Raw genomic sequence first — 25,224 nt, forward strand, 5'->3', positions numbered from 1 at the left:
AAGATGAGAGAGCTTACTAAAAACAGGTTTGTAGTTGCAATGATTTATATTGTCCTATTTGCAGCATTTATATTTTCATGTGCGTACTTAATAAAAGCATTTGACCTTTTTATAAGGTTTATTTTAAAGGCGTTTATACCTGTGCTAATCGGGCTCTTTATCGCAACAGTATTTGAGCCAGTTCTAAAATACCTCGAAAAAAGAGGGATAAACAGAACAGTTTCTGCCATATTGATACTAGTAATTTTGAATGTATTATTAGCATTTATGCTGGCAGAGGGGATATATATACTTGTAAACGAATGCTTAGGGCTTGTTTCTAACTTGCAAAACATTGACTATGACAAGATTTATGCTACTTTAAATCATTTATTTTCAAGCGTAAAAAGCATATACACCGATCTTCCACGGCCAATTGTGAGTTTTATTCAGTCAGGTGTAAACGAGATTACGAATATTCTAAACCAGGTAGCTACAATGAGTCTCAAGGTTATAAATGTCATACCTGCAACTTTAAAGGGAATAACAATTTGGTTTTTCTCTGTGCTGTCAAGCTTTTTCTTTATGCGAGATAGGCACAAAATGCGGGCATGGCTTATTCAGAACTTTTCAGCTCAGGTTTACAAAGAAATGTCAAGCGTCGCTTTTAGGGTAATTGACTCTGTTGTTGATTATGCAAAGTCTCAGATAATCTTAGCAATTTTGATGTTTTTGTCAGGACTTATTGGTCTTTCTATAATAAAAGCACCCTATTTTTTAGTAATAAGCCTTCTTTTGGGACTTTTGAGCATTATTCCAATAATTGGATCTGGCATAATTCTTTTACCATGGATAATAGGCAGTTTCATCGCTGGCAACACAAGCTTTGGTATAAAACTTTTAATTGTGTACCTAATAATCTTAGGTCTCAGAGAGTTTGCATCAATTAAGATTGTTGCATCCCAGGTGGGTATTTCAACATTTACAACCCTTGTTTCTATCTATGCAGGTGTTGAGATTTTTGGTGCTTGGGGGTTTATAATCGGTCCTCTTTTGGTTGTGTTTTTGAAGGCAATCTTTGAAACAGGGGCAATCAAAAAAATAAGGGAGAATCTGTTTTTGCAAAAGAGGAGTGAACAAGCTTAAAATGCCTAAAATTACTGTGTACACTGGTAAGAAAGTACTGCAAATAGATGCAAAAGAAGGTTCATCGCTTTTGGATATCTTAGCTGAAAATTCATTGTATGTTGAAGCACCTTGCGGTGGTAAAGGGATTTGTGGAAAGTGCAAGGTAGCGGTGAAAAAAGACGGGAAGCCTTATTTAGAAAATGTAACCAAAGAGGAAAAAAGGCTTCTGACTTCAGATGAGCTTCAAAAAGGAATAAGGCTTTGTTGTAACCTTAAAGTTTTTGAAAGTCTTGAAGTTTTTTTGCCTCATTCAAAGATAGGAGCAAAGATACTTTCTGACCTTTACACGAATGAGTTTGAAGTAAAAAGTGATATAATTATAAAGAAAGTGGTTTTAGAAAAACCAACATTAGAGGATCAGAGAAGCTATTTTTCAAGACTAAAGTCTTTACTTGGAATAGGAGATTTAAAAATTTCGAATTCTGCCCTGAGAAAGCTTACAAATTACAAAGATAAAGAATTTTTTACAGTCTTGTACAACGGTGAAGTCATAGACATAAAACAAACTTCGGATGTATTTGGCTTGGCGGTTGACATTGGAACAACCACAGTGGTGTGCTATCTTGTTGACCTTTTAAAGGGCAAGGTTCTCGATTTTTACTCATTTGTAAATCCACAAAAGAAATTTGGTGCAGATGTGATATCCAGAATCGACTTTGCAAAGGCAAAGGAAGATGGAGTGTTTGTCCTTCAAAAAGAGATTATTAAAGGTATTAATGAAGCAATAGAGATTTTGACTGGTAGGTTTTCAATTTCTAAAAATGAGATTTATAAAGCTGTGTTTGTTGGAAATCCTACAATGCTACATTTTCTTTTAGGTATTGACCCACTAACTATTGCAACCTCGCCTTTTGTCCCAGTTTTTGCTGATAAAATAGAAGCAAGAGCACAAGATTTGGAACTTGAGATAAACAAGAATGCTGTTGTAAAAGTACTTGATAGTGTATCAGCATATGTTGGTGCAGACATAGTTGCTGGGATACTATCAACAAAGATGCACAAGAGCGAGAAGATATGTCTTCTTTTAGACCTTGGAACAAATGGCGAAATGGTTTTGGGAAACAAGCAATTTATGGTTGCAGCCTCAGCTGCGGCAGGGCCAGCTTTTGAAGGTGTAAATATAGCATGTGGAATGAACGCGTCGAGCGGTGCAATTGATAGTATCAAAATCAAAGATGGAAAGGTTGAATTTACAACAATAGAAAATGGCCAGCCAAAAGGAATTTGTGGGTCTGGGATAGTTTTGGCTGTTGCTTACATGCTCGAAGAAGGTATCATAGATGAGACAGGAAGGTTTTGTGAAGATGCTAAAGAAAGTTACAAGCACAATTTCGAGCAGGTAAATGGTCAAACAGCTTTTTTCATAACTGATTCTATTTACATTACACAGAAGGACATACGAGAGATTCAGCTTGCAAAGGCTGCAATCTGTGCAGGGATTAGGGCAATGCTAAAACAATCAGGTATTTCAGAAGATGACATTGAGAATGTATTTCTGGCAGGTGGATTTGGAAATTACATCAATCCATGGGCAGCTGTCAGAATAGGATTGATTCCACAGAGGCTAAAGGATAAAATAAAACCTGCCGGGAACACTGCCGGAAATGGTGCTATCTTGGCACTTCTGAGCAGCAAGTTGGAAAAGGAGTTTGAAGAGATTAAAAATGGGGTAAGATACATTGAGCTATCGAGCTTTCCTGAATTTAATGAGCTATTTGTTGAGTGCATGGTATTTGAGCAAGGTTAAAAGGGGAAAGAAAGAAAAATGGCAGAGGAAATTAAAATTAAGGATAGGATAAAGCTTTGGGTCTTTATTTTGATGATTGCTATATCAATATTTGCTTTGATATACGCAGAAAGAGAACACACTTTAAGTCCAAGGTATATAAAACAGTATATATCTCACTTTGGAGTATGGGCGCCTTTGGTGTTTTTGATTTTGTACTCTATAAAGTCGTTTATAATCTTCATCCCGGCAGGAATCTTTATGCTTGCAGCAGGTCTTTCGTTCGGGACATTTTTGGGTGCGCTAATTTTAATTGTAGGGACGCTACTATCATCTACGGTTGGGTTTGTATTTGCAAGGTACTTTGGCAAAGACTATGTCCAAAAAAAGCTCCAAAACACAAAATTCTCAAATTTAGGCGGAAAGATTGCACAAAAAGGATTTTTGATAATACTTCTTTTGCGGCTTGTGCCAATCCTACCTTACGATGCTATAAACTACATATGCGGTCTTTCTAAAATAAGATACAGAGATTTTATTCTTGCAACGCTAATTGGCACAGTTCCTGCATGTTTTCTATATGCCTACCTTGGTGAGAACATCTTAAAACCTTTTTCCAAAGGGTTTTACTTGAGTGTTGTATTGGTTGTTCTTATATCTCTCACACCTGTGCTATTTGCAAAGAATATAAGAGAGTTCTTGCAAGAAGAAAGAGAAGAAGACAAACCAAAAGAAAGAGAATAACAAATATATTCAAGCATAAAATTTAACTATGAAAAGCTGTTTGAGGCGGGTTTTAAAGAGCTTGAGAGTAGAAAGGAAGAAAATAGAGCTTTTTGTAATTCTCTTATTTATCATAACAAGTACTACTTTAGTATTTTTGAGAATTGAAAAAAATATTGAAACTTTAAGTGTTTTCAATAATAACCAGAGTGGGAAAACGAAACACTTAATAGTAATAGACCCTGGACATGGTGGCTTTGATCCTGGGGCTATGTCTGGCAATGTAAAAGAGTCAACTATAAATCTTGAGATAGCAATAAGGTTAAAAGAGTACTTTGAGATGTTTGGGTTTAAACCCATTCTTACAAGATATACTGAGGATGACTTGAGCGAAGATGACAGAAAAGTACATGATTTGATAAAAAGGAAACAAATTATTTTAAAGAATGACCCAGAAATTTTTATCTCAATCCATCTAAATAGCTTTCCGGTTGGCAAATACTTTGGCGCTCAAGTTTTTTATGAAAACTCTAATGAGGAAGGGAAAAAACTTGCTTCTTTTGTCCAAAATGAGCTAAAATACATGCCAAACGGGATGATAAACAAACGCTTGCCAAAGCCAATTGACGTGTATATACTCAGAAATTTAAAAATTCCTGCTATACTGGTTGAATGTGGGTTTATGTCAAACAAGATGGAACTTTCTCTTTTACAGACAAAAGAGTATCAAGATTGGCTTTCTTATTCTATATTAAAAGGAGTTTTAAATTACCTCAGTACAAAGGAGATGTAGAGAATGGAAAATGTTAGAAAACTTATAAATGAGGAAATTGAAAATCTCAAGGAAGATATTATTGCTTCAACGGTTGCACTGATCAAGATAAAAAGTGTAGAAAGTACTGCTCAAGATGGCATGCCATTTGGAAAAGGTGTAAATGATGCCTTAGTTTTTTGCGAAGACCTTTGTCAAAAACTTGGGTTTGAGACAAAAAATTTTGATGGGTACGCACTCGAGGCAAGGTTTGGCGAACATAGTGAAGATGTGTGCGTAATTGGGCATTTGGATGTTGTACCAGAAGGCGATGGCTGGAGTGTGCCGCCATATGAAGGTGTAATTAAAGATGGTAAAATCTATGGTCGTGGCGCAATTGATGACAAAGGACCAACAGTTGCGGCACTTTATGGCATGTATGTTGTTAAAAAACTTGCTGAAGAGGGAAAAATCTCACTTGACAGAAGTCTGCGGTTTGTGTTTGGCACAAATGAAGAGAGTGGCTCAAAGTGTTTGCAGTATTACTTTAAAAAGGCAAAATACCCCACAGTTGGGTTTACACCAGATGCTGATTTCCCAGTAATTCAAGGCGAGAAAGGTTTTTTGGTGTTTGAGCTTTCTAAAAAGGTTGATGGCAATTTCTTTATTGAAGGTGGAGAAAGGCCCAATATGGTGCCTGACAGGTGTATCTTCAAGGGAATTTTTGATATTCAAAAGGCAAAAGATGTTATTTCAAAAAAGGGCTTGGAGAAAAAAGCAGAAGTCTATGAGGAAAATGGCATGGCTGTAATAAAGACAAAAGGTGTCTCTGCACACGGAAGCCTTCCTTTCAAAGGCGAAAATGCAATATCATATATGTTTGACATCTTGCAAGATCTTTACGAAAAAGAGGATGAGTTTAAGAGATTTGTTGAGTTTTATAATAAACACATTAGCTATGACGTATTTGGTAAGAATTTAAACATTGGATTTGAGGACCAAAAGTCAGGAAAACTTGTTTTGAACGTTGGCATGGTAAGAAAAGTGGATGATAGAATTGTTCTTACAATTAACATTCGATATCCAGTTGATACGAAATATGAAGATATTGAGAGAGAGATTAAAAATATAATAAAGGAATACGAAATTGATTACAAACTAATTACAGACATGCCACCACTTTACTTTGAAAAGGACCACTTTTTGATAAAAACATTACTTGATGTATATAAGGAATTTACAGGAGATGATACCCAGCCGCTTGTAATTGGTGGTGGCACGTATGCAAGGTGGGCAAGAAATGTGGTTGCATTTGGACCTAACATGCCAGGAGATGAAGAGGTTGCGCATCAAAAGGATGAGTATATCAGTATAGAAAGGCTTTTGACGTGTGCAAAGATTTACGCAAACGCAATCTACAGGTTAGCCAAAAAAGAATAAGCAGGTGGCAAGAGAGAGGCTAATTTAAGTGGCTGTTTAAAAGCTGCTTTTAGCCTCTCTTTTTTGTATTTTTTAAAAGAGAAGATTGTAAACACCAAGGAAAATCAGCACGATTCCTGGAATGTAGTTTGCAAACCCAAATTTTTTCAGATATTTTAGACTGTGTGCTAATACATTACCAACTGATATAGCAATAAACTGTACAATTGGAATCAAGAGTATTTCATATATATTTGCTAAGTTACTAAGTCCAAGTGAGAATGAGGCAGAAAGACTGTCAAAAGAAAGAGCAAGCGATACAAACAGTGCTTCAACCGGTTCAATAAAACCAGATTGATCTATATCTGATACTTGAGGTTCTTTAATAATTTTAATAGTAAGTCCGAGTGATTTTAATGAAAAATTGACAAGCGTCTTGGAAACATCTTCTCCATCTCCTTCAAAAAATGTCCTTATAATTAAAAATATTCCAATTACAATCATAAAAGCTGATCCTAAATGGTTTGAAACCTGGATGCTAAGATATTTTCCAAAATGCCTTCCGATTAAAAATGAGAGCATTGCCACTAAAAGTGATATACAAAATATTACAACCTTAGACTTAAACAGGATTTTGATGCCTTTTGCGCCAAATGCAATTCCGAAGAAAAGTGCATCAAGGTTAAGGGCTATAGCTGCAGTCAAAACTTGGAAAAAGCTCATTTTAGATTGCTTCTTTGAGGTTTTATAAAGGTCTTTATTATTATACGAATATTCAGCCTTTTTTGACATTGAAACAAAATTCTACTTTCTTCGTTATAATAGTTATAGTAAAATTTTAGGTGTGTGATAAAATTAAGTGTCAAAGAGAGGTTTACTTGTAGAAAATGGATGAGAGAGAATTAGTTGAAAGGGCGAAGAAAGACAAGAGATATTTTGAAAAGTTATATGAGTTCTATTTTGACAAGATATACACTTACATATACTACAAAACATTCAATCATCCACTTACAGAGGATTTGACCAGTGAGACCTTTATGAAGGTTTTGAAGTCATTGGACAAGTTCGAGTATAAAGAAAATCATTCCTTTTCAGCTTGGATATTCAAGATTGCTCAAAATGTTGTGAATGACTACTACAGAGCTAAAAAAGAATATATAGACATAGAGAAAATAACAAACCACTCAAGTATAAAAACTCCTGAAGATGAGGTTTTTGATAAGATAGAAAAAGACACTCTAAAAAAGGCACTCTCAAAACTTACAAAAGACCAACAAGAGGTGGTAATTTTACGATATGGTGCGAATATGAAACTAAATGAGATAGCAAAGATGAAAAATAAATCAGATGTTGCGATAAGAGCTTTGTTTTTCAGGGCAATCCATTCTTTAAAGGAAATGCTTTTAAAAGAGGTGCATGAAAGTGAATGATGAAAAGCTTGATAACTTGTTTGAAGAGGCGTTCAAAGTAGAGTACAGAAAAGAGTTTAAAGAAGATCTTAAAAGTATGCTTCTTAAAGAGTATGACAAAAGAAAAAAAAGTAGGTTTTATCTCAAGGTTTCAACAGCAGTTGTTGCATGCCTTGTTCTAAGCATTATTCTTTTTCTAAGTTTTAAGCTAAATATGGGAAATTTTAGAGTTTCAAACACCTCTTTTATGAGAAATGAGATAGAACAAGCACTGAACTTAGACCCGAGCGAAGAGTCCAAAATTCAAGAGCAGTACAGTGTATCAGTGAAGCAAAAAGAAGATACGAAAAGTGAAGCAGCTTTGCAAGAAGACAAAACTTCAAACCAGAATCAAGAGGAGAAAAATATTTCAGTAAGTTCACAAGAAGGTAGTAAGAAGATAGTTGAGAAAAAGGCAAGCACCCAAAAGCAACTTTCTCAAAAACAGGAAGAAAAGAGGTCTGCAACTGATAAGATAAGCGCAAAATCTAAGCTGAATATGAAGACAAAACAGGCGTCAAAAAGTAAGAGTTTGGAAAATCAGAGTACAAGAGTTAAAGCAAATTCACAGGCAAACAGTAAAATGGCAGAAAATTATAGTAATAAAAATGACAACAAGACATCTAAAAGTAGCACAGCCACAATTGCGACTTTGCCATCGAATGGAGGAACAAGTAACAAAAAGACAGAACAAAAAGTTGTAATAAACGAGAAAAATGGAAATATTAATTCAGTTAAAAGTGTATTTACTTCAGTCTATGTTCTAAAAGAAGAAAAGATGAACTTGAAAGAAGATGACATTGTTATAATCATCAGTGACATTGTCGTTGGTGAGGTTTACAAAAGCTTTTTTGCAGAGAATGTACCAAATTCAGTTTACGTAAGCGTTTACCAGGATTATTGCTATTTTGAAGTTCTAAATAAAGAGGATTTTAAACTTATGGCAGATGTGCAAGAAAGCGTAGAAGAGAAGGTTTATAAAGAAGCTAAGAGTATATTAGATAAACTTGGCCTTGAAGATTATAAAATTTTTGTGACAAGCCAAAACGATGTATACAGAGCAAATATAATATTCTATGTCCAAGGCTATGAATTGTATGACTCTCAAGGTTATATTGAGTTTGATAGATTTGGGAAAGTAAAAAAAGGAAAAATCTATCTTAAGAAGTTTTCACCCCTTCAAAAAATGGAGATTTATGACATACAAACTGCTGCTGCAGAGTTTAAGAAAAGATATAATATCAAAGATATAGATATTTCAAAGATAAAAATTGTCTATAAAAAACAAGAGGATGTTTATGTTCCGCACCATATCTATGTTAGTGAAAACAAAATATATTGGTTGGAAAAGTAGAGTTTAAAATGATATAATAAGATATACAAAAATGTTTACGGAGGTTTTAGTTATGAACCTTGATTTGAAAGAGAAGGTTTCTGAAAATGGCATTGTGATTGAGCTTAAAGGAGAGCTTGACATATTTTCATCACCTACTTTGAAGGACAAGCTTTACACATTGATAGATACATCCTCTTCAGATGTTATTGTTGACATGAACGAGGTTAGTTACATTGACTCAACAGGTCTTGGGGTGTTTGTTGGTGCACTCAAAAAATCAAAACAAAGGGGTACTAACATAGTTTTAAAAAACCTGAGACCCAATGTGAAAAAGGTATTTACAATAACAGGACTTGATAAGGTATTCAGAATCGAATGAGGAGGATTTTGTAAAGTATGCACGAAATTATATTAACAATTCCATCCAAAGCTGAATATATTATGGTAGTGAGGCTTACTTTGTCTGGTATTGCAGCTCGCTGCGGATTTGATTTTGAAACAATTGAGGATTTGAAAATGGCAATCTCAGAAGTATTCAACCTCTTTGACATCGAAGAAATATCAGATTCAATTTCTATCAAATTTGAAGTTGACAGGAATTTCTTAGGGATTAATATAGATATGCCAACAAATGAGATAAACGAAAATGAACTGGCAGAAGTAATTCTAAAGACACTTATTGATGATGTAGAGTTTGAAAAATTACAAGACAAGTATAGGGTAAGACTCAAAAAATATCGTCAAGGGGTCTGATTTGATGGTTGATGAGAAAAAGACTATAAATCTTGATGATGCTGAAATAGATAGACTCTTCGAAGAGTATCGAAAGACAAAAGATATAAACCTGAGAAATGAGCTTGTCAACAGGCATTTGTATATAGCTGAAATTGTTGCCAAAAAGTTTGTAAACAGGGGAATAGAATATGATGATTTATATCAAGTTGCATGTATGGCGCTAATAAATGCAGTTGAGAGGTTTGAACCCAACAAAGGTTATAAATTTACAAGCTTTGCAACGCCTACAATTATGGGTGAAATTAAGCGCTATTTTAGAGACAGGGCATCATTAATCAGGCTTCCACGAAGGATTTATGAGACATCAGCTAAAATAAAACTTGCGACCGAGATACTTTCTACAAAGCTAAAGCGGCCACCAAAGATAGAAGAGATAGCTCAGCATATAGGCATTACACCTGAAGAAGTCTTAGAAGTAATGGAGGCATCGAACAACTATCTTCCACAGTCACTTGACCAGACAATGTACGAGGATGAAGAGATGACCTTAGGAGATGTTCTTGGAAAGAGTGATGAAAACCTTGTTCAGATAGAGAACACTGAAGCAGTAAAAAAGGCAATAGACAAGTTAAGTCCTTTGGAAAGAGAATTTGTTCAAAAGCGCTTTTTTGAGGAAAAGACCCAAAGAGAGATTGCTGAAGAGATGAAGGTATCGCAGATGTACATTTCGAGGCTTGAAAAGAAGGTTTTAAAAAAGCTAAAAGATTTTATTGATGGAACAAAGGCACCTATTTGACAACCCAAAAAATTTGTGTTATACTATTCTTGCTTAAAATTTTAAATATAAAGTGTGCCGAAGTGGTGGAACTGGCAGACGCGCCGGACTCAAAATCCGGTGGCCGCTGAGGCCGTGCGGGTTCGACTCCCGCCTTCGGCACCAAAAGTGCTCGCAGATAATCCCCTTTTTAAACCTGAAAAGGTTTGAAAAGGGGTTTTTATTTTTGCTTTTTTAAAGTTAATAATAATTGTGCAAAATATTGAGCAAAGCAAGGAAAAAAAGATTATTAAGAAGATATGTTAAGAGTACTAATCAAAAGGGTATAAATTATTTTGAAAAATCATTTGAAGTGGAAAGGAGTGAAAAAATGCCGCAAATTGAATGGCTTGACCAGTACTCTGTAGGAGTTGAGTCAATAGACAATCAGCACAAAGAGCTGTTTGCAAGGATAAATAAGCTCTTAGATGCTTGTTCTCAAGGGGAAGGGAAAAAGGTGTTGCCAGAGGTTTTGGATTTTTTAGGTGATTATGTAGTATTTCATTTCTCCACAGAAGAAAAGTACATGAAAGAGTATTTATACCCCCACTATGCTGCTCACAAAAATGAACATGATAACTTTGTTGAAACATACAAAAAGTTTCGAGAGGAGATAGAGAAAGAGGGAGCAGGAGTTGCAGCAGTTATAAAGACAAACAGACTTGTTGTTGACTGGCTCAAAAATCATATCCTTGGAACAGATAGAAAACTTGGAGCGTTTTTGAAAGAAAAGATGCAATCAAAGTAGATGAATAGATTTCAAAAATTGCAAAAAGCTGTCCACCGCAAGGGTAGACAGCTTTTTTTGTTTATATACTAACAACTTTTTTCTGTTTTGACCTGCCAATTGAAGTATTATCTTCTTTTCTATTTCTCAAGCTTTCAACTGGGTGTGGCGCCAATTCAACTCTGTAATCTTCGCCTTTTAAAGTGTTGTGCTTATCAATCACCACATGGCTTGCAACGGAATTTATATCATGGTTCACTTTATTCTGGAACCAGAAAAACGTATGATTTTCTGGTAGATCATTTACATTTTTTAAATCCTCTTTGTCAGCTGTGATTTCAACCATCTGTGAAAGAACTTTGCGTACATATTCACGCGTGTCATGGAACAGCAAAAGATTTGGGAACTGTCCACCAGGGATGACCTCGCACCAAGATTTATTCTCATGTTTTTGCAAAAGTTCTGCAGCTTTGTGAAGATGGGCAATTTCAGCATCAAGGTGCATCTCCCATATAGATTTTACATTTGAGTCAACCTCAGATTCATAGAATGAGTAATACAGATAGCATTCTGTGTATTCATGCAAAAGAAGACTTTCGAACCATGTGAGTCTCGGGTCAATCAGTGAACCGTACTGTGTTACATGTTCTTCTTCCACCAAGGCTATTTCTAAGTAGAGCTGTCTGCCAAGGTCGTTATAATAAGTGTTGCCAATGTTGTTATAAAAATTCATTGTCTGCTGCTCACCGGCTGTTATAATGAAGATGTTTAACTTTGTTCTAATATCTGCTTTTTTGAAATCAACGCATCTGCTGACAGTATCATAAGGGTGTCTGTGATGGGCAATTGTCGGCCGACCTGGGATGATTTCGACGTAGTTTTTTACCAAATTGTTTGCTTGGATGTTTGAATCCATGTCAAGAAGATTTGCATAACGGTAAAGATGGTCAAAATCCTCAAGCAGAATAAAATCAAGTGTTTGTTTTACATAAGGGTCAGGTTCGTTTTGAGCAAGCCAAGCGGTAAGGTCTACAGCAACGTGTTCGTATCCAATTGTAGTTTCAAGGGGTGTTTCATCAATTGGCTTTAACCAGTTGATTTGCTTTTGTTGCATCTGCTCAATTCTTCTCATCATTGCTAAATCGCGTCTTACGTCGTTGTCTGTGCAGTGACGGTGGAACTGATGGGAAAACATCGAGGCTTCAGCTTCAATCCCGTTCATGAGGATTATTCTTGTTTTTGTATAAGGGTCAACTTCATTTTTGCAGTATGACTTGGGATATATTGTTTTCCAGTCCATGAGAAAATTTTCAATCGGCTTTGGCTTTTCTTCGAATGGGTTGAACAATTTTTTCAGACCTCCTTTTGATTGAATGTAGGATGAAGAGTAACTTTTGGATTTTTCAATATATATTTTCTCAAAGACTTTATGAAATTATTATTTTCTTGCTATTAAAAAATGGTGTAAAATATTAAAGCAAACAAAGAAATATCAGGGGGAAAAGATGTGGTAAAAAAATCGCAAGAGTATATTGTAAAGATTGATACACTAAATCACCAGGCACAGGGTATTGCAAGAATTGATGGATTTGTAGTGTTTGTTGACAATGTTCTTATTGATGAGGTTGCAAAGATTAAAATCGAAGAGGTCAAAAAAGAGTATGCCAAAGCAAACTTAGTTGAAATTTTAGAAAAAAGCCCATATAGAAAAGACCCTGAATGCCCTTATTATGACTTTTGTGGCGGTTGTCATTTGATGCATGCAAAATACCAGCATCAGCTAAGCCTAAAAAAACTTCTTGTTGAAGATGCTTTTAAGCGAATAGGGAAGCTAAGTCCCAAAATAAATGATGTTATTGGAACGGAAAATCCATTTAGATACAGAAACAAAACCGCACTTCCGGTAGGAGGAGATTATAAAAAACCCCAAATAGGATTTTATAAAAAGATGACACATGATATTGTTGATATAAATTACTGTCTTATTCAGCATGAGTTTTGCGATAATGTGATAAAAGGTATGAAAGATCTAATACAAAAACACAAGATAGAGGTTTATGACGAAAAAAAGCATAAAGGTGTTTTGAGGCACATTGTTGTTAGAAATTCATTTGCATTTGATGAGATGATGATCATTCTTGTTTGCACAAAAGTACCTGAGAATTTAGAAGCTATCAAAAATGACATTTTAGACAAATTTCCCAAAATTAAATCACTCTATGTAAACTTGAATCCTAAAAGGACAAATGTAATACTTGGTGAGGAAGATATATTGATCTGGGGCAGTAGCACAATAAAAGATAAGATAGGGAATTTAACATTTGAAATTTCTCCAAAATCATTTTTTCAGGTAAATTCTATGCAAACAGAGGTGCTCTACAGGCAAGTAGTAAAGTATCTAATGAATGTTGAAGCAGAAATTGTATTTGACATATACTCTGGAATAGGTACCATTTCAATGTTTGTAGCTCCGTTTTGCAAAAAGGTTTACGCCATAGAGTTAGTTAGAGATGCAGTTGAAGATGCTAAAAAAAGTAGCAAGAATAATGGTATTTCAAACATTGAATTTATATGTGGTCGTGCAGAGATTGAAATCCCAAAACTATTGAAAAGTGGAGTTATACCTCAGGCTGTAATTCTTGACCCACCGCGAACTGGATGTGAAAAACAGCTTTTAGAAAGCTTGGTAGAGCACAAAATTCCAAACATAATTTATGTATCCTGCAATCCTTCAACACTTGCAAGAGATAGCAGTATTCTTTTTTCAAATGGCTATGAAATTTTAGAAGTCCAGCCTGTTGATATGTTTCCACAGACATTTCACGTCGAGTGCGTGGTATTGATGACAAATGTAAAAAAACAAATAAGTGCCTGAAAAACGGCTTGAATACAGGGCTTTCAGGTGATATGCCGCCTGCCGAAAATGTGTTTTTTGGCGGCGGAGATGCCGGGAAGCCTTGTTTTTTTGTCTGTGCAACTGTTCGTGGAAACACATCTACAGCTTCTTGGGGCGTCTTTTGGCGGGCAGGGTTGTGTAGACGGAAAAGACGGGGGTTGATTGTTCGAGGGAACATGTCAAAAATTTTAATGGTTTGAAAAGAGAAAAAATGTAAACCAATTTATCCATTATGGCTTGATATTATTCGTTTAGACTTATATAATATGAATTGCTAATAATTGTATGTTTGGGTGAATATATGGTAACTGATTACATGTCTGTAAATGAAGCTTCAAAAAAGTGGGGCATTTCCGTCAGGCGCATACAAAAGCTGTGTGCGGAAAACAGAATAAACGGCGCTGTGCGTTTCAGCCGTGTATGGGCAATACCGAGAAACGCCCAAAAACCCATTGATGGCAGACTTAAGTCACAAAGAGAGAGGAAACAAAACAGAGCATGAAAATGCGGGAGGTGACAAAATGCTTCCAATATATCTGGCGATGCTTGACGGCGAAGAGGATAAAAATAAATTTGAATTGCTTTATGTTACATACAGGAAGCTTATGTTCTATGTCGCCAACCGCATCCTAAATGATGAACGGTTCGCCGAGGACGCTGTACATCAGACGTTTTTGAAAATTCTTGAGAATTTCGATAAAGTGGGAGAAATTTCCTGTCACAAAACTAAGAGCTACATTGTTACTATGGTTAGAAACACCGCCATCAATTTATATAACCAAAGAAAAAGGCATACAACAATTCCCCTTGAGGATGTGGAATACTGTATAACGACCGAACCAATAAGCGTTGCGGAGGATTTGGATCATCTTGCAAGGGCGGTATTGAAGCTGCCTGTTATATATAAAGATGTGCTGACACTGAAATATGTTCAAGAGTTTTCAAATGAAGAAATAGCAAAGATGTTGGATATATATGAGACGACGGTTAGGAAGCGGCTTGAGCGCGCAAAACGCAGGCTTGAGGAAATTCTGGAAAGGGAGGAAAGCGCCGATGTCAATTAGTTTTACGGAAGACATGCTTAAAGAAGCCGTCATTAAAGCGGACATATATGAGATAGAAACCCTGCCTACAGACGATGAAATAGAGTATGAGTTCTCAAATGAGTTTGAACGAAAGATGGAAAGGCTTATACGCCGAAGCAAAACAAGAAACCTGATTGGAGGAATGGCATTTTTGCGCAGGCGTGTGGTTGCTTTGATTGCAGCAATAATTATCCTGTTTGCGTCCGCAATGAGCGTATCGGCTGTGCGTGCCGCGGTATTTGAATTCATAACCGAGGTGTACGAAAAATTCACTCATATATTCTTTAATGAAAGCCGGTCATCTCAGGATGCGGCCGATGGATTTGCCATATATGAACCAGCCTATATACCGGAAGGCTTTAAACTGGTCAATAAAAACACCGACGGCCTTGTTCTGCTGGAATATGAAAAGGAAAATGATTTTATATCCTACAGCCAACAGTGCCTTGAAAACGTTTCAATCAACATAAATACAGAAGGTGTAAAACTGGAAGAACTTGAGTTCAAAGGTTTACCGGCCAAGTATTATTCCAATCAGGGCGTTCAAAACCTGGTCTGGTACGATGATAAGTATATGTATACGGTGTCATCAACACTGGATAGAGACATCGTGTTTAAGATTGCGGAAAGCGTTGAAATTACAGGCACGGACTTAAGTCCATAAAGTTCAGAAAAATTTTCTAAAAAATTTTTTTATTTTCTGTCACAAAAGTCTCTTTTGATTTGTCTTATTTTATGAAGACAAAAAACAAAGGAGGTTTTTCAATGATCAAAAAGAGTTTTTTATCTTTTGCATTAAGTATCCTGCTTATTTTGTCTGTATTAACATCGACAGCATTGGCCGCAGGAGAAACAAGTGCAACGCCGAAGTCAGTGGTGTCCATTCAGTATGTTTACATCAACCAGGCAAGCACCTCGCTTACTATTTCAGCAAGCGGAACGGCCACTGTGTATGGGTATGTGCAAAAAACACCGGCCGGAAAAACATTTATCTCACATCTACTTTGCAGCGTTATTCTAACGGATCATGGTCAAACGTGAAAAGCTGGTCTAAATCATCAACATCTTCGTCGGCATCCATACTGGAAACATATCAAGTAAGCAGTGGGACTTACAGGGTTGAGACATATTACTATGTATCCGGCGACGGCGGCTATGAATCAGATACGATTTACAGTAAAACTGTAACTTATTAGTACAGTGATATCGTTTTACTGGAAAAAATTAAAACAAAAACGGAGAGGAGAATAATTTATGAAAAAAATTATTTCGGTTCTTGTCTCAATAGCTTTAATCTTTTCCTTGTCAGGTTTTGCTTTAGCAGAAAAGAATAATGCAGTTATAAAGCCTGTCAGTTCTTTAAATGAGGAAGAGAAAGCAGTGAAAAGCACGATAGAGCAATTCCTTAATAGATCTTTCCAGTCCTTTGTATCTCTAGAAGAAGGAAACATCAATGATATAACTGAAGATAATGACAGTACATATACATACAAAATGTTTAATAAACAACAAATAGAATTATATAAAGAATTCGGAATTAGCTATCAATGGTTTAAATTGAATCCTTGCTACAGATCAATTTCTATAAAAAATAACCAAGCTGATGTGAAATTAATCTTGGATGTAAATTATCAGCTTACAGGGGTTGATGTCGAATCGGGATGTACGGTATTAATTTTGATTTTGTTTTGAACAATAAAAACGGAATATGGACTATAAGTAAAATTGATTCGGATTATGATCTGTTTAATAAATTTAAGGAAAATATAAAAAATGAAGCTAAACAACTAATATCTGGTAGTTCGATTAAAGAAGCAGTAAACAAGGCTTACCAAAAGAAAATAGATGATTTTCAGACCATGAAAGTTCAGATATCCGATGCCAAAACAGAAAAAATTAGCAAAGAGCCTTCAAGTGATGTTATTATTACTGCAACCTATCCTTATAATAGTTCTAATGGAGTAGCATATGCTACAAGATTTGTAGGCGGTGATTCAACTAGTGTAGGTGATTCATACACTTTAGAAAGCGCCCATCCATATACCAACAATTATACTAATACATGGACAATAAGTAAAACAGGTGCAGTAAGTATTCGTGTCCATTTTTTAAAGAATTAGTACAGAGGATGGTTGGGATTATGTGACAACTGATGCAGGAGATGAATTCACAGGTTCTTACGATAGTGGTGTTTGGAGTAGTTGGAAACAGGGTTCCAGCATAAAAGTTACACTTAATACAGATTCCTCTGTTACTGATTGGGGGTTTAAAATTGATAGAATTGACTATCGTTACTTTTATAATACTGAACTTACGAGTCCGGGCACTTGGGATTGCACAAATTTTGTAAGTCAATGTATATGGGCCGCATACGGAGGGTATGTTTCAGGAAATGATACTCAAACAAGAACCAATATTTCTAATAAAGTTAGAATGGTTAATGGAACGTATACTACAGGATGGTTTGGGGGTACAGGAGGAGGTTCGGGTCCTTGGGAAAATGTTGGAAGTTTATGGACTTTTGCTACAAATTCATCAAAGACTTACGGACCAAATGCCACAGGTATAAATAATAATGCATATTATAATAATATAAGTCCAAGCAGCGTATTATTAGGAGACGTGTTGCAATTTTACGACTATGATATAAGTGACTATCACCATTCAGTATATGTAACATATAAACCGTCAAGTGGTGTAACTTGGGATAATTTGTTAGTTTGTCAGCATTCAAGCGATGTGAAAAATAGACCTGTTATTGAACTTATCAATGCCTTTGGAGGCTCTTCTTGTAAAATGAGACGGATGACGTTTTCAAGTGCATCATTTAGCAGCTAATTTCAAAATGTACTAAAGATTCGGTAATAGACAATTAAATTAAGTCTTACGTTAATGGTATATAATGGGAATTAAAAAGGTAGGGCATTGGAAATAAGACTCATGTTCTATTTCCAACCCCCTTTATTTTAAATAATACTATTAATGTGATTTTATATAATTAAAATTGTTTTGATTGGAGAACCCAAATGAAAAAATATCTTTTTTTTCTGTTGATAATAGTATTTTTAAGTACTTCAGCTTGTAGCACTATAAGTGAAAATGATTCTAAAAAACATTCATCACTAAATAGCAAACCTATACAGGTGAATGATAGTGAAAATGAAACAATTAAAGATGCCTTAAAAAAAGCAATAATTGATACATACAGCATAATTAAGGGAAATACTGAGATTTTAAAAATAAAAAAATATGCGCAAGGTTACCTGGTTTTAGTGCTACGTCAAGGTGAAAGTGGGGGTATTGCGATTTATTACGTTGAAGAAAAGGAAGGCAGAAATTTCATTGCAAACGGCGTAGCAGGAGGCGATGCAGCAATGAGCATGGGATTTGGAGTAAACAGGCTTGTTCTTGGAAATGACACAATTTTCTTTTGTAATCTTAACGACTCAACTTGGATACCTGAAAACGATACAAGGAAAGAAACGAATTATGCCAGGATAGTTTTTGATTTTGATGATGGCAATACAATAGAAGAAAAGGTAGAAAACGATAAGGGGTATATATTAATTTATAATGGCGTTGTGAATGTTAAAGACATGAAACTGTACAATGCCGATAATGAACTTGTGAATGTTTATAAAGATGTCGGCGCTACTAAAGAGGTAGACTACCGTCTTTTAAATAGCCAATGAATCTGAAAGATTGAATGGCTTCTTCGAGTTTCCATAAATTACATCGTAACGATTAAGTGATGATAATTGTCACAAAAACCTCCCTTGTTTTGTCTTAATTGATAGAGACACACAGGCGGAGGTTTTTATTTTGAGAAAAATGAACAGTTAATAGTACTTTTAATTTTATTCAAATCGCCTTGGATCAACAAAAGCCGGTTCAAGGCTTCTACAATAGATAGTTCTATAATATGCAACATCACCGGGCAAATAGAAGGGCGGTAATAACATTGCACTGCATATCCCAAAGAGAAAAAATTGAAGCATTCTTTATGAACAACGAAAAGAAAAATTCGGCATGACAACACCTGCCGAACTTAAATAGAGGCTGAGCGTATGGCGGGTGCTGCCGTGTAGGTTGGAGCTGACGAGGTTGATATTGTATGGTCTGGACTTCATACAATATCAAGCGGTTCTCTGCCAATATACATAAGGCAAAAGCTATACGCCGGAAAAGATTCCATCTGTTAATGATAAAATAAAATCATCAGAAATGACATCAAAAATTCCCCACCTGCTACTTAAAAAGAAGCCTTCTGTAGTGTAGAATGGAAAGTATGGGAAAACTACAGGAGGAGAAGATAATAAGAAAATGTTGGGGGTTGCAATGCACACAACAATCTACACTCTTTTCAAACAGGGATACAACAAAAGTCAAATAGCAAGGTTGTTAAACGTGGATAGAAAAACTGTTAGAAAAGTAATCCAAGACATTGAACAGAAAGGAGAAGTTGAGAGAAAATCAAAAAATTCAGTATTGGATAATTACAGGCAATTCATTGAGGCAAAAGTTAACAAAGGACTTTCAGCAAAGAAAATATATCAAGCTCTACAAGCAGAATTTGGTTTTGAAGGAAGCTACTCGAATGTAAGAAGATATGTCCAAAAGATAAAACAAAAGATAGCAAATTCAAAGGTGTACATGGTTTTAACAACGCTACCTGCAGAAGAAGCACAAGTTGATTTTGGATATATAGGTAAGATAAAAGTTGATGGGAAATTCAAAAAAGCATGGGTATTTACAATGGTTTTAAGTTATTCAAGATATATGTATGCAGAGATAGTATTTGACCAGACAGTTGAAACATTTATACAGTGTCATAAGAACGCATTTAAGTATTTTGGTGGAGTAGTAGAAGTTGTGAAGATAGACAATTTAAAAGCAGGTGTATTGAATGTTGATTTTTATGAAGCGCAAATACAAAAGGATTATGCAAGTTTTGCAAGCCACTATGGATTTTTACCTCATCCTTGCAGGGTATACACACCGACTGATAAAGGCAAGGTAGAATCGACAGTTAAGTATGTTAAGCAAAACTGTTTTTCTGGGGAAGAATTTAAGGATATTGATGAGGCGAGGGAGCATTTAAAAAACTGGCTTGATGATGTAGCAAATGTGAGAGTACATGGCACAACCAAGAAAGTTCCCAAAGAAGTTTTCCTCTCAGAAGAGAAAGAAAAGTTAATAGCTCTTCCTATTGAGGAATACCACATATCAAAAAGTTCAATTCATAAAGTAACTACTAACTGTCATCTCATATACAAAGGGAACTATTATTCAGTGCCATATGAGTATGCAGGATATGAAGTAGAGGTAGTTGAGATGGGCAAATACGTAACCAACAAAGAACACTATCCCTCGTCTAAGAATATAACAACTGAGGATATATTGTCAAGGCAGAGGGATAAAATATCAGAAATTGGTAATTGGGCGCTGAAGTTTTTTGAGGAATTTATTAAGCAGGAAGGATTTAAAAAGTATGATTACAGAAGCATAAGTGGGATAATAGCCTTGAAAGAAAGATATGGAGCGGAGGCAGTGGACAATGCGTGTAAAAGAGCTTTAAGTTTTAGAGGATTGAGTTATAAGGTTGTCAAGAACATATGCGAAAAAGGGATAAGCGATTTGCCTGTATATGAAGATGAGAGTTACATTAATGAGGGTACAACAGAGCTTTACAGGGATATCAAGGAATATAACAAATTGCTTGAGATGGGAGAATTGCAAAGATGAATGATCTTTTGTTGGGAAAACTAAAAGATTTGAAATTATCTGGGATAATAAAGAGTTTTGATTTAAGAGTAGAGGAAGCTATTAAGAATAACTTTTCTTATCAAGAGTTTTTTGAGATATTGATAAATGATGAAGTGAGTAACAGGAGAATAAACAGTAATCAAAAGAGGATAAGCAAAGCGAGGTTTCCATGGCACAAGACATTAGAAGAATACAATTTTAGTTATCAGCCTTCAATTAATAAGAGGTTTATATACAATTTGGCGACCTGTGAATTTGTCCGCAAGAAAGAGAATGTGTGCATCAATAGGACCGCCAGGGACAGGAAAAACACACCTTGCAATAGCAATAGGACTAAAAGCTGTAGCACTTGGATATAGAGTTTTGTTTACCACAGCAAACGAGATGTTAGAAGAGCTGTATATTTCAAGAGCTGATAATTCGTATCAACAAAAGTTAAAAAACTATGTTAATGTGGACCTGTTGATAATAGATAAGCTAAGCTTAAGGAAATTTAACCAAAGCAGTGTAGATGATTTTTATGAGATAATATCGAAGAGGTACGAGAGAGGATCAATAATAATAACTACAAACAAGGTATTTGAAGAGTGGCCGAGGATATTTTATGACCCAGTCTTAGCAACGGCAATTTTAGATAGATTTGTACATCACTGTCATTTTGTAGTTATCAAGGGTGAAAGTTATAGGATGAAACAACGGGAAGGGGCTATAAAAGCTTTAACAGATGATTCCAAGAATGAGTCAAATCAGTTAGATAATGATAATTAAATTTTTTTGAAAACAGGTGGGGAAAAAATATTATCAAAAGTGGGGAAAAGGTATTGACAATAACACTGAAAAGCAGATTGATGCATTCGATAGAAAAATATTTGAGGATTTTATTGAAGAAATCATTGTGTTTTCACAAGAAGAAATAAGTTTCAAAATGAAATGCGGGTTGAACTTAAGAGAAAGGCTGGTGAAATGATGAGCCATATACCTTTTGGATATAACATTCAAAACGGCAGGGCTGTCGTTAATGAAGAGGAAGCAGTTAAGATTGAGAAACTATTTGAGGCTTATCTTTCCGGGCTTTCTTTAAGCAAAGCGGCACAAAAAGCAGGTATTAAGCGCTGCCATACATCTATTGCAAGAATGCTGGCAGATAAACGGTATGTTAAGGATAAATTCTATCCGCCAATTATCAGCAAGGACACATTCGAAAAAGCACAACTGGAAAGACGCAGGCGAGCTGAGGCACTTGGCAGGATTTATGAACATAAAGGAAATGAAAAGAAATGCCTAAATTTTAGGTTTCATGCTTCAATGCCAGATAATCTATATGATGATCCATTTCAGCCGGCAGAGTATGCTTATAGTCTTATTAAGAGCGAGGTGATTTTAGATGATAACCAGGAATGTTACGGTAATCCCTGTCCGTAAGCGAATTGGGAATAGTGCAAATGCAGAGGAATTACCTAAGCTTCGGGTAGCAGCTTACTGTCGTGTTTCTACGGACAGCGAGGAGCAGGCAACCAGTTATGAAGCACAGATTGAGCACTACACAAACTACATCAAAAGCAATTCAGAATGGGAGTTAGCCGGTATATTTGCAGATGAAGGTATTACCGGAACTAACACGAAAAAGCGTGAAGAATTTAACCGGATGATAGAAGAATGTATGCAGGGCAAAATCGATATGATAATTACGAAATCTATCAGCCGGTTTGCAAGAAATACGCTGGACTGCCTAAAGTACATAAGGCAGCTTAAAGAAAAAAATATTCCAGTTTACTTTGAAAAGGAAAATATAAACACATTGGATTCCAAAGGGGAAATCCTGCTGACCATTATGGCTTCTTTGGCGCAGCAAGAAAGCCAATCGTTAAGCCAGAATGTAAAACTGGGTATTCAGTACCGATATCAGCAAGGAAAAATCCACATTAATCACAACCGGTTTCTTGGCTATACAAAGGATAAGGATGGCAATTTAGTTATCGTACCTGAAGAAGCAGAGATCGTTAAACGCATTTACAGAGAATACCTTGAAGGTTCTAGTATGCTACAGATAGCTAGGGGTTTGGAGGCTGACGGAATTCTGACAGGTGCAGGTAATCACAGATGGCATACCAGCACCATCAATAAGATTTTGAGGAATGAAAAATATATCGGTGATGCGCTGTTGCAGAAAACCTATACAGTAGATTTTTTATCGAAGAAAAGGGTGGCCAATAACGGCATAGTTCCTCAATACTATGTAGAAAACAGCCATGAGCCCATAATCCCGCGTGAAATTTATATGCAGGTTCAGGAAGAGCTTGTCCGCAGAAGATGTGTGCATATAAGTAAGAACGGAAAGAAGAGAAACTACAGCAATAATCATCCCTTATCCCAAATGGTGTTCTGCGGCAATTGTCATGAGATATTCCGCAGGGTTCATTGGAATAACCGAGGGAAAAAATCCATCGTTTGGAGATGCGTCAGCAGATTGGAAAACACCGGTTTGTTTTGTACCGCTTCCACTATACTTGAAGATACGCTTAAAGAGAAAATTGTAGAAGCCATCAATGTAGCGGTCAGTGGAAAAAACTCTTTTCTGGCCATACTGAAGAAGAATATTGAAACCGTATTAAGCGTGGATTTGGATGAGACTACAGCAGATATTGATAAAAGGCTGGAAGAACTCCAAACCGAGTTGATCCAAAAAGCAAATTTAAAGGAAGAATACAATAATATTGTAAATGAGATTTATAGGTTGCGAGATTTAAGGCAAGAAACACTATCAAGAAACGCTCTCCGTCAAGATAAGCGGGATCGGATAGCTGAAATGACTGACTTTCTTAACACGCAAACCGGTGATATAACGGAGTTTGATGATAAACTGGTTAGAAAACTTGTTGAAAAAGCAATTGTATATGATGACAGGCTAGTGGTAGAGTTTAAGTCAGGGTTAGAAATAGAAGTAAACCTATAAGCTCGTATTAAGATAGCCGCCAGTAGGGGAAGAGTACTTATACTATTATAAATAACTACAGGAGACATAATTGGATTACCGATTGCGGGAGCAGAAGCAAAATGCGCTGGTTAAAAATGCAGAGCGTGAAGGAAGAAGCAGCGAATAGCCGAAATGACAGACGTGAACTCGTTTCAGCAAGCTGAAACATCGGGGAATCAGATGGAGAGTCTACTCCACCTGATTAAAACCCACCTACGCTGCGCTTAGAGGTGGCGGTCTTGACCGTAAAGCTAAAAGATAAACACACTTGAACAATTACTCATATGTTTTTATTGACAAACGGAGAATTGAGGTTTATAATATATATGAAAACTTATTCAAGTGTTCAATTGAATGATAAAGAGGTGATATAAATATGGCAAAAAAAATTCAACCAATTGAAAGATGCGACTGTGATGTAATACATGAGGAAATTGTAAATAAAGTGCGAGAAAAAATGCCTCAAGAAGAAACTCTATATGATCTAGCAGAACTATTTAAAGTTTTTGGAGATTCAACAAGAATTAAGATACTCTGGGCATTAGGTGAATCAGAGATGTGCGTTTGCGATATTGCATTCTTATTAAATATGACCCAATCAGCAATTTCACATCAGCTAAGAGTCTTAAAGCAGGCTGGACTAGTAAAGAGCAGAAGAGAAGGAAAGATTGTATTCTACTCTCTTGAAGATGAACATGTAAAGCAAATATTTGACCAGGGATTAATTCATATTTCAGAAGAAAGTAAGTAAAGGAGGGTCAGTAATGTTAAAGAAGGAAGTAATTTTAGAAGGTTTAGATTGCGCAAATTGTGCAGCTAAAATTGAAGAAGAGGTTAATAAATTAAATGGAGTCAAAGCCTATATGAACTTCATGAACAAGACATTGACTTTAGAAATTGAATCAGAGCAAGAGTATAAGAATATATTACAGCAAGTTAAAACCATAGTGCACAAGCACGAACCGGATGTGGTAGTGAAAGAAAAATCCGTTAACAAGAGCAATAAAAAGGTGAACAAAAGCATAGTAATACTTGAAGGACTTGGCTGCGCGAATTGTGCAGCTAAAATAGAAAAAGAAATAAGCGGTCTAGAAGGAGTTGAATTTGCTGCAGTAGATTTTGTTTCGAAGAAACTAACACTGGAAATAAGTCCGAAAGTCAACCGCTCTGAGTTAAATGAGAAGATTGAAGGCATAGTAAAGAAAATAGAGCCAGATGTAAAGGTCATTTTTGAGGAGAATACATCTAAGGCCAACGTAAAAGAAAATAATGAAGAGGAAGAAGAAGGTGTCAACAAAAAAGAAATCATAAGACTTGTGGTCGGTGGAGCAATATTTGCCGTGGGAATCATCTTTAATTTCCAAAATTGGCTTGAGCTTACCTTGTTTATTATTAGTTATATCATAGTTGGTGGAGAGGTTGTCTTAAGAGCAATAAAAGGTATTGCCCGCGGTCAGGTATTCAGTGAGCATTTTTTGATGAGTATTGCTACCATTGGTGCTTTCTTCATTGGAGAGTATCCAGAAGGTGTAGCAGTTATGCTGTTCTATCTGGTAGGTGAATTGTTTCAGGATATAGCTGTAGGTCACTCCAGAAAATCAATAAGTGCTTTGATGGATATTCGTCCTGACTATGCAAATCTTAAAGTTGGCGATGA

Annotated in this window: 27 protein-coding genes, 1 tRNA gene and 1 pseudogene (1 of these 29 only partly in view); 27 read left to right on the top strand and 2 right to left on the bottom strand. The window is 35.8% G+C overall.

Annotated elements, in window-relative coordinates:
- The first annotated feature begins 3 nt into the window (after positions 1 to 3).
- From ytvI to pepV, 5 genes are all read left to right on the top strand, one after another.
- Positions 4 to 1,125, top strand: a complete 1,122-nt coding sequence (gene ytvI, locus ELD05_RS02130) for a sporulation integral membrane protein YtvI (RefSeq protein WP_127351183.1) — start codon at positions 4 to 6, stop codon at positions 1,123 to 1,125.
- A gap of 1 nt (position 1,126) precedes the next feature.
- A complete protein-coding gene (locus ELD05_RS02135) occupies positions 1,127 to 2,914 on the top strand; it encodes an ASKHA domain-containing protein (protein WP_127351184.1) in 1,788 nt (595 codons plus the stop codon).
- Positions 2,915 to 2,932: 18 nt separating this feature from the next.
- On the top strand, positions 2,933 to 3,637 hold the full coding sequence (locus tag ELD05_RS02140) for a TVP38/TMEM64 family protein (protein ID WP_127351185.1): 705 nt from the start codon (positions 2,933 to 2,935) through the stop codon (positions 3,635 to 3,637).
- Positions 3,638 to 3,698: 61 nt separating this feature from the next.
- The gene (locus ELD05_RS02145) at positions 3,699 to 4,409 is read left to right on the top strand and encodes an N-acetylmuramoyl-L-alanine amidase (RefSeq protein WP_241243570.1); all 711 of its coding nucleotides are present in this window, start codon (positions 3,699 to 3,701) and stop codon (positions 4,407 to 4,409) included.
- A gap of 3 nt (positions 4,410 to 4,412) precedes the next feature.
- The gene (gene pepV / locus ELD05_RS02150; RefSeq protein WP_127351187.1) at positions 4,413 to 5,807 is read left to right on the top strand and encodes a dipeptidase PepV; all 1,395 of its coding nucleotides are present in this window, start codon (positions 4,413 to 4,415) and stop codon (positions 5,805 to 5,807) included.
- A gap of 72 nt (positions 5,808 to 5,879) precedes the next feature.
- Here pepV and ELD05_RS02155 read toward each other — a convergent pair whose 3' ends face one another.
- Positions 5,880 to 6,578 (bottom strand): manganese efflux pump, encoded by a 699-nt coding sequence (locus ELD05_RS02155; RefSeq protein WP_127351188.1) that lies wholly within the window; start codon positions 6,576 to 6,578, stop codon positions 5,880 to 5,882.
- A gap of 95 nt (positions 6,579 to 6,673) precedes the next feature.
- On the opposite strand from ELD05_RS02155, the gene ELD05_RS02160 reads away from it, so the two are divergent.
- The 7 genes from ELD05_RS02160 to ELD05_RS02190 all read left to right on the top strand — a co-directional run bounded on the left by ELD05_RS02160 (position 6,674) and on the right by ELD05_RS02190 (position 10,867).
- Entirely contained in the window at positions 6,674 to 7,216 is a 543-nt protein-coding gene (locus tag ELD05_RS02160; protein ID WP_127351189.1) for a sigma-70 family RNA polymerase sigma factor, read from the top strand.
- The gene (locus ELD05_RS02165) at positions 7,209 to 8,588 is read left to right on the top strand and encodes a hypothetical protein (RefSeq protein ID WP_127351190.1); all 1,380 of its coding nucleotides are present in this window, start codon (positions 7,209 to 7,211) and stop codon (positions 8,586 to 8,588) included. The genes ELD05_RS02160 and ELD05_RS02165 overlap by 8 nt, the downstream gene beginning before the upstream one ends.
- Before the next feature lie 52 nt (positions 8,589 to 8,640).
- Positions 8,641 to 8,949 (top strand): STAS domain-containing protein, encoded by a 309-nt coding sequence (locus ELD05_RS02170; protein ID WP_011916049.1) that lies wholly within the window; start codon positions 8,641 to 8,643, stop codon positions 8,947 to 8,949.
- Positions 8,950 to 8,966: 17 nt separating this feature from the next.
- Positions 8,967 to 9,323, top strand: a complete 357-nt coding sequence (locus ELD05_RS02175; protein WP_127351191.1) for an ATP-binding protein — start codon at positions 8,967 to 8,969, stop codon at positions 9,321 to 9,323.
- 4 nt (positions 9,324 to 9,327) lie between these two features.
- Complete coding sequence (locus ELD05_RS02180; RefSeq protein WP_127351192.1) at positions 9,328 to 10,101, top strand: SigB/SigF/SigG family RNA polymerase sigma factor; 774 nt, start codon at positions 9,328 to 9,330, stop codon at positions 10,099 to 10,101.
- Between the two features lie 56 nt (positions 10,102 to 10,157).
- A tRNA-Leu gene (locus ELD05_RS02185) sits at positions 10,158 to 10,245 on the top strand.
- Between the two features lie 205 nt (positions 10,246 to 10,450).
- A complete protein-coding gene (locus ELD05_RS02190) occupies positions 10,451 to 10,867 on the top strand; it encodes a bacteriohemerythrin (RefSeq protein WP_013404063.1) in 417 nt (138 codons plus the stop codon).
- A 61-nt stretch (positions 10,868 to 10,928) separates the two neighbouring features.
- Here the strand turns inward: ELD05_RS02190 and ELD05_RS02195 are convergent, their stop codons facing one another.
- A complete protein-coding gene (locus ELD05_RS02195) occupies positions 10,929 to 12,194 on the bottom strand; it encodes a hypothetical protein (protein ID WP_127351193.1) in 1,266 nt (421 codons plus the stop codon).
- 159 nt (positions 12,195 to 12,353) lie between these two features.
- Here ELD05_RS02195 and rlmD point away from each other — a divergent pair, with 159 nt between their 5' ends.
- From rlmD to ELD05_RS02280, 15 genes and pseudogenes are all read left to right on the top strand, one after another.
- Positions 12,354 to 13,721, top strand: coding sequence for a 23S rRNA (uracil(1939)-C(5))-methyltransferase RlmD (gene rlmD, locus ELD05_RS02200; RefSeq protein ID WP_127351194.1), 1,368 nt, complete (start codon positions 12,354 to 12,356; stop codon positions 13,719 to 13,721).
- Positions 13,722 to 14,043: 322 nt separating this feature from the next.
- Positions 14,044 to 14,244 (top strand): DNA-binding protein, encoded by a 201-nt coding sequence (locus ELD05_RS14260; RefSeq protein WP_039767872.1) that lies wholly within the window; start codon positions 14,044 to 14,046, stop codon positions 14,242 to 14,244.
- Positions 14,198 to 14,806, top strand: a complete 609-nt coding sequence (locus tag ELD05_RS02210) for an RNA polymerase sigma factor (protein ID WP_241243572.1) — start codon at positions 14,198 to 14,200, stop codon at positions 14,804 to 14,806. The genes ELD05_RS14260 and ELD05_RS02210 overlap by 47 nt, the downstream gene beginning before the upstream one ends.
- The gene (locus ELD05_RS02215) at positions 14,796 to 15,491 is read left to right on the top strand and encodes a DUF4367 domain-containing protein (protein WP_127351196.1); all 696 of its coding nucleotides are present in this window, start codon (positions 14,796 to 14,798) and stop codon (positions 15,489 to 15,491) included. Before ELD05_RS02210 ends, ELD05_RS02215 begins: the two co-directional genes overlap by 11 nt.
- Positions 15,492 to 15,562: 71 nt before the next feature.
- Positions 15,563 to 15,868 carry a hypothetical protein gene (locus ELD05_RS14085; protein ID WP_206516903.1) on the top strand — a complete coding sequence of 102 codons (306 nt, stop codon included), beginning with the start codon at positions 15,563 to 15,565 and terminating at the stop codon, positions 15,866 to 15,868.
- Between the two features lie 213 nt (positions 15,869 to 16,081).
- Positions 16,082 to 16,519 carry a hypothetical protein gene (locus ELD05_RS02225; RefSeq protein WP_127351197.1) on the top strand — a complete coding sequence of 146 codons (438 nt, stop codon included), beginning with the start codon at positions 16,082 to 16,084 and terminating at the stop codon, positions 16,517 to 16,519.
- Positions 16,489 to 16,947 carry a hypothetical protein gene (locus tag ELD05_RS02230; RefSeq protein ID WP_127351198.1) on the top strand — a complete coding sequence of 153 codons (459 nt, stop codon included), beginning with the start codon at positions 16,489 to 16,491 and terminating at the stop codon, positions 16,945 to 16,947. The genes ELD05_RS02225 and ELD05_RS02230 overlap by 31 nt, the downstream gene beginning before the upstream one ends.
- 22 nt (positions 16,948 to 16,969) lie before the next feature.
- The gene (locus tag ELD05_RS02235; protein ID WP_164742565.1) at positions 16,970 to 17,665 is read left to right on the top strand and encodes an amidase domain-containing protein; all 696 of its coding nucleotides are present in this window, start codon (positions 16,970 to 16,972) and stop codon (positions 17,663 to 17,665) included.
- A gap of 188 nt (positions 17,666 to 17,853) precedes the next feature.
- Positions 17,854 to 18,519, top strand: a complete 666-nt coding sequence (locus ELD05_RS02240) for a hypothetical protein (protein ID WP_011916059.1) — start codon at positions 17,854 to 17,856, stop codon at positions 18,517 to 18,519.
- A gap of 646 nt (positions 18,520 to 19,165) precedes the next feature.
- A complete protein-coding gene (gene istA / locus ELD05_RS02245; RefSeq protein WP_127352909.1) occupies positions 19,166 to 20,572 on the top strand; it encodes an IS21 family transposase in 1,407 nt (468 codons plus the stop codon).
- Positions 20,569 to 21,361: pseudogene (istB, locus tag ELD05_RS02250) on the top strand (IS21-like element ISCsa9 family helper ATPase IstB). Before istA ends, istB begins: the two are co-directional and overlap by 4 nt.
- A gap of 162 nt (positions 21,362 to 21,523) precedes the next feature.
- Positions 21,524 to 22,015: a serine integrase family protein gene (locus tag ELD05_RS02260; protein ID WP_127351201.1), complete on the top strand. Its 492-nt coding sequence runs from the start codon at positions 21,524 to 21,526 to the stop codon at positions 22,013 to 22,015.
- A complete protein-coding gene (locus ELD05_RS02265) occupies positions 21,978 to 23,546 on the top strand; it encodes a recombinase family protein (protein WP_127351202.1) in 1,569 nt (522 codons plus the stop codon). Before ELD05_RS02260 ends, ELD05_RS02265 begins: the two co-directional genes overlap by 38 nt.
- A gap of 397 nt (positions 23,547 to 23,943) precedes the next feature.
- Positions 23,944 to 24,318: an ArsR/SmtB family transcription factor gene (locus ELD05_RS02275; RefSeq protein ID WP_011916063.1), complete on the top strand. Its 375-nt coding sequence runs from the start codon at positions 23,944 to 23,946 to the stop codon at positions 24,316 to 24,318.
- A gap of 13 nt (positions 24,319 to 24,331) precedes the next feature.
- Positions 24,332 to 25,224, top strand: partial view of a heavy metal translocating P-type ATPase gene (locus ELD05_RS02280; RefSeq protein WP_127351203.1) — the 5' portion only. The gene runs 1,480 nt beyond the window's last position; 893 of the gene's 2,373 nt are visible here — the first part of the coding sequence; its start codon is at positions 24,332 to 24,334; the stop codon falls past the right edge of the window.

Origin of the sequence: Caldicellulosiruptor changbaiensis (genome assembly GCF_003999255.1) — a bacterium.
Classification (GTDB): Bacteria; Bacillota; Thermoanaerobacteria; order Caldicellulosiruptorales; family Caldicellulosiruptoraceae; genus Caldicellulosiruptor; species Caldicellulosiruptor changbaiensis.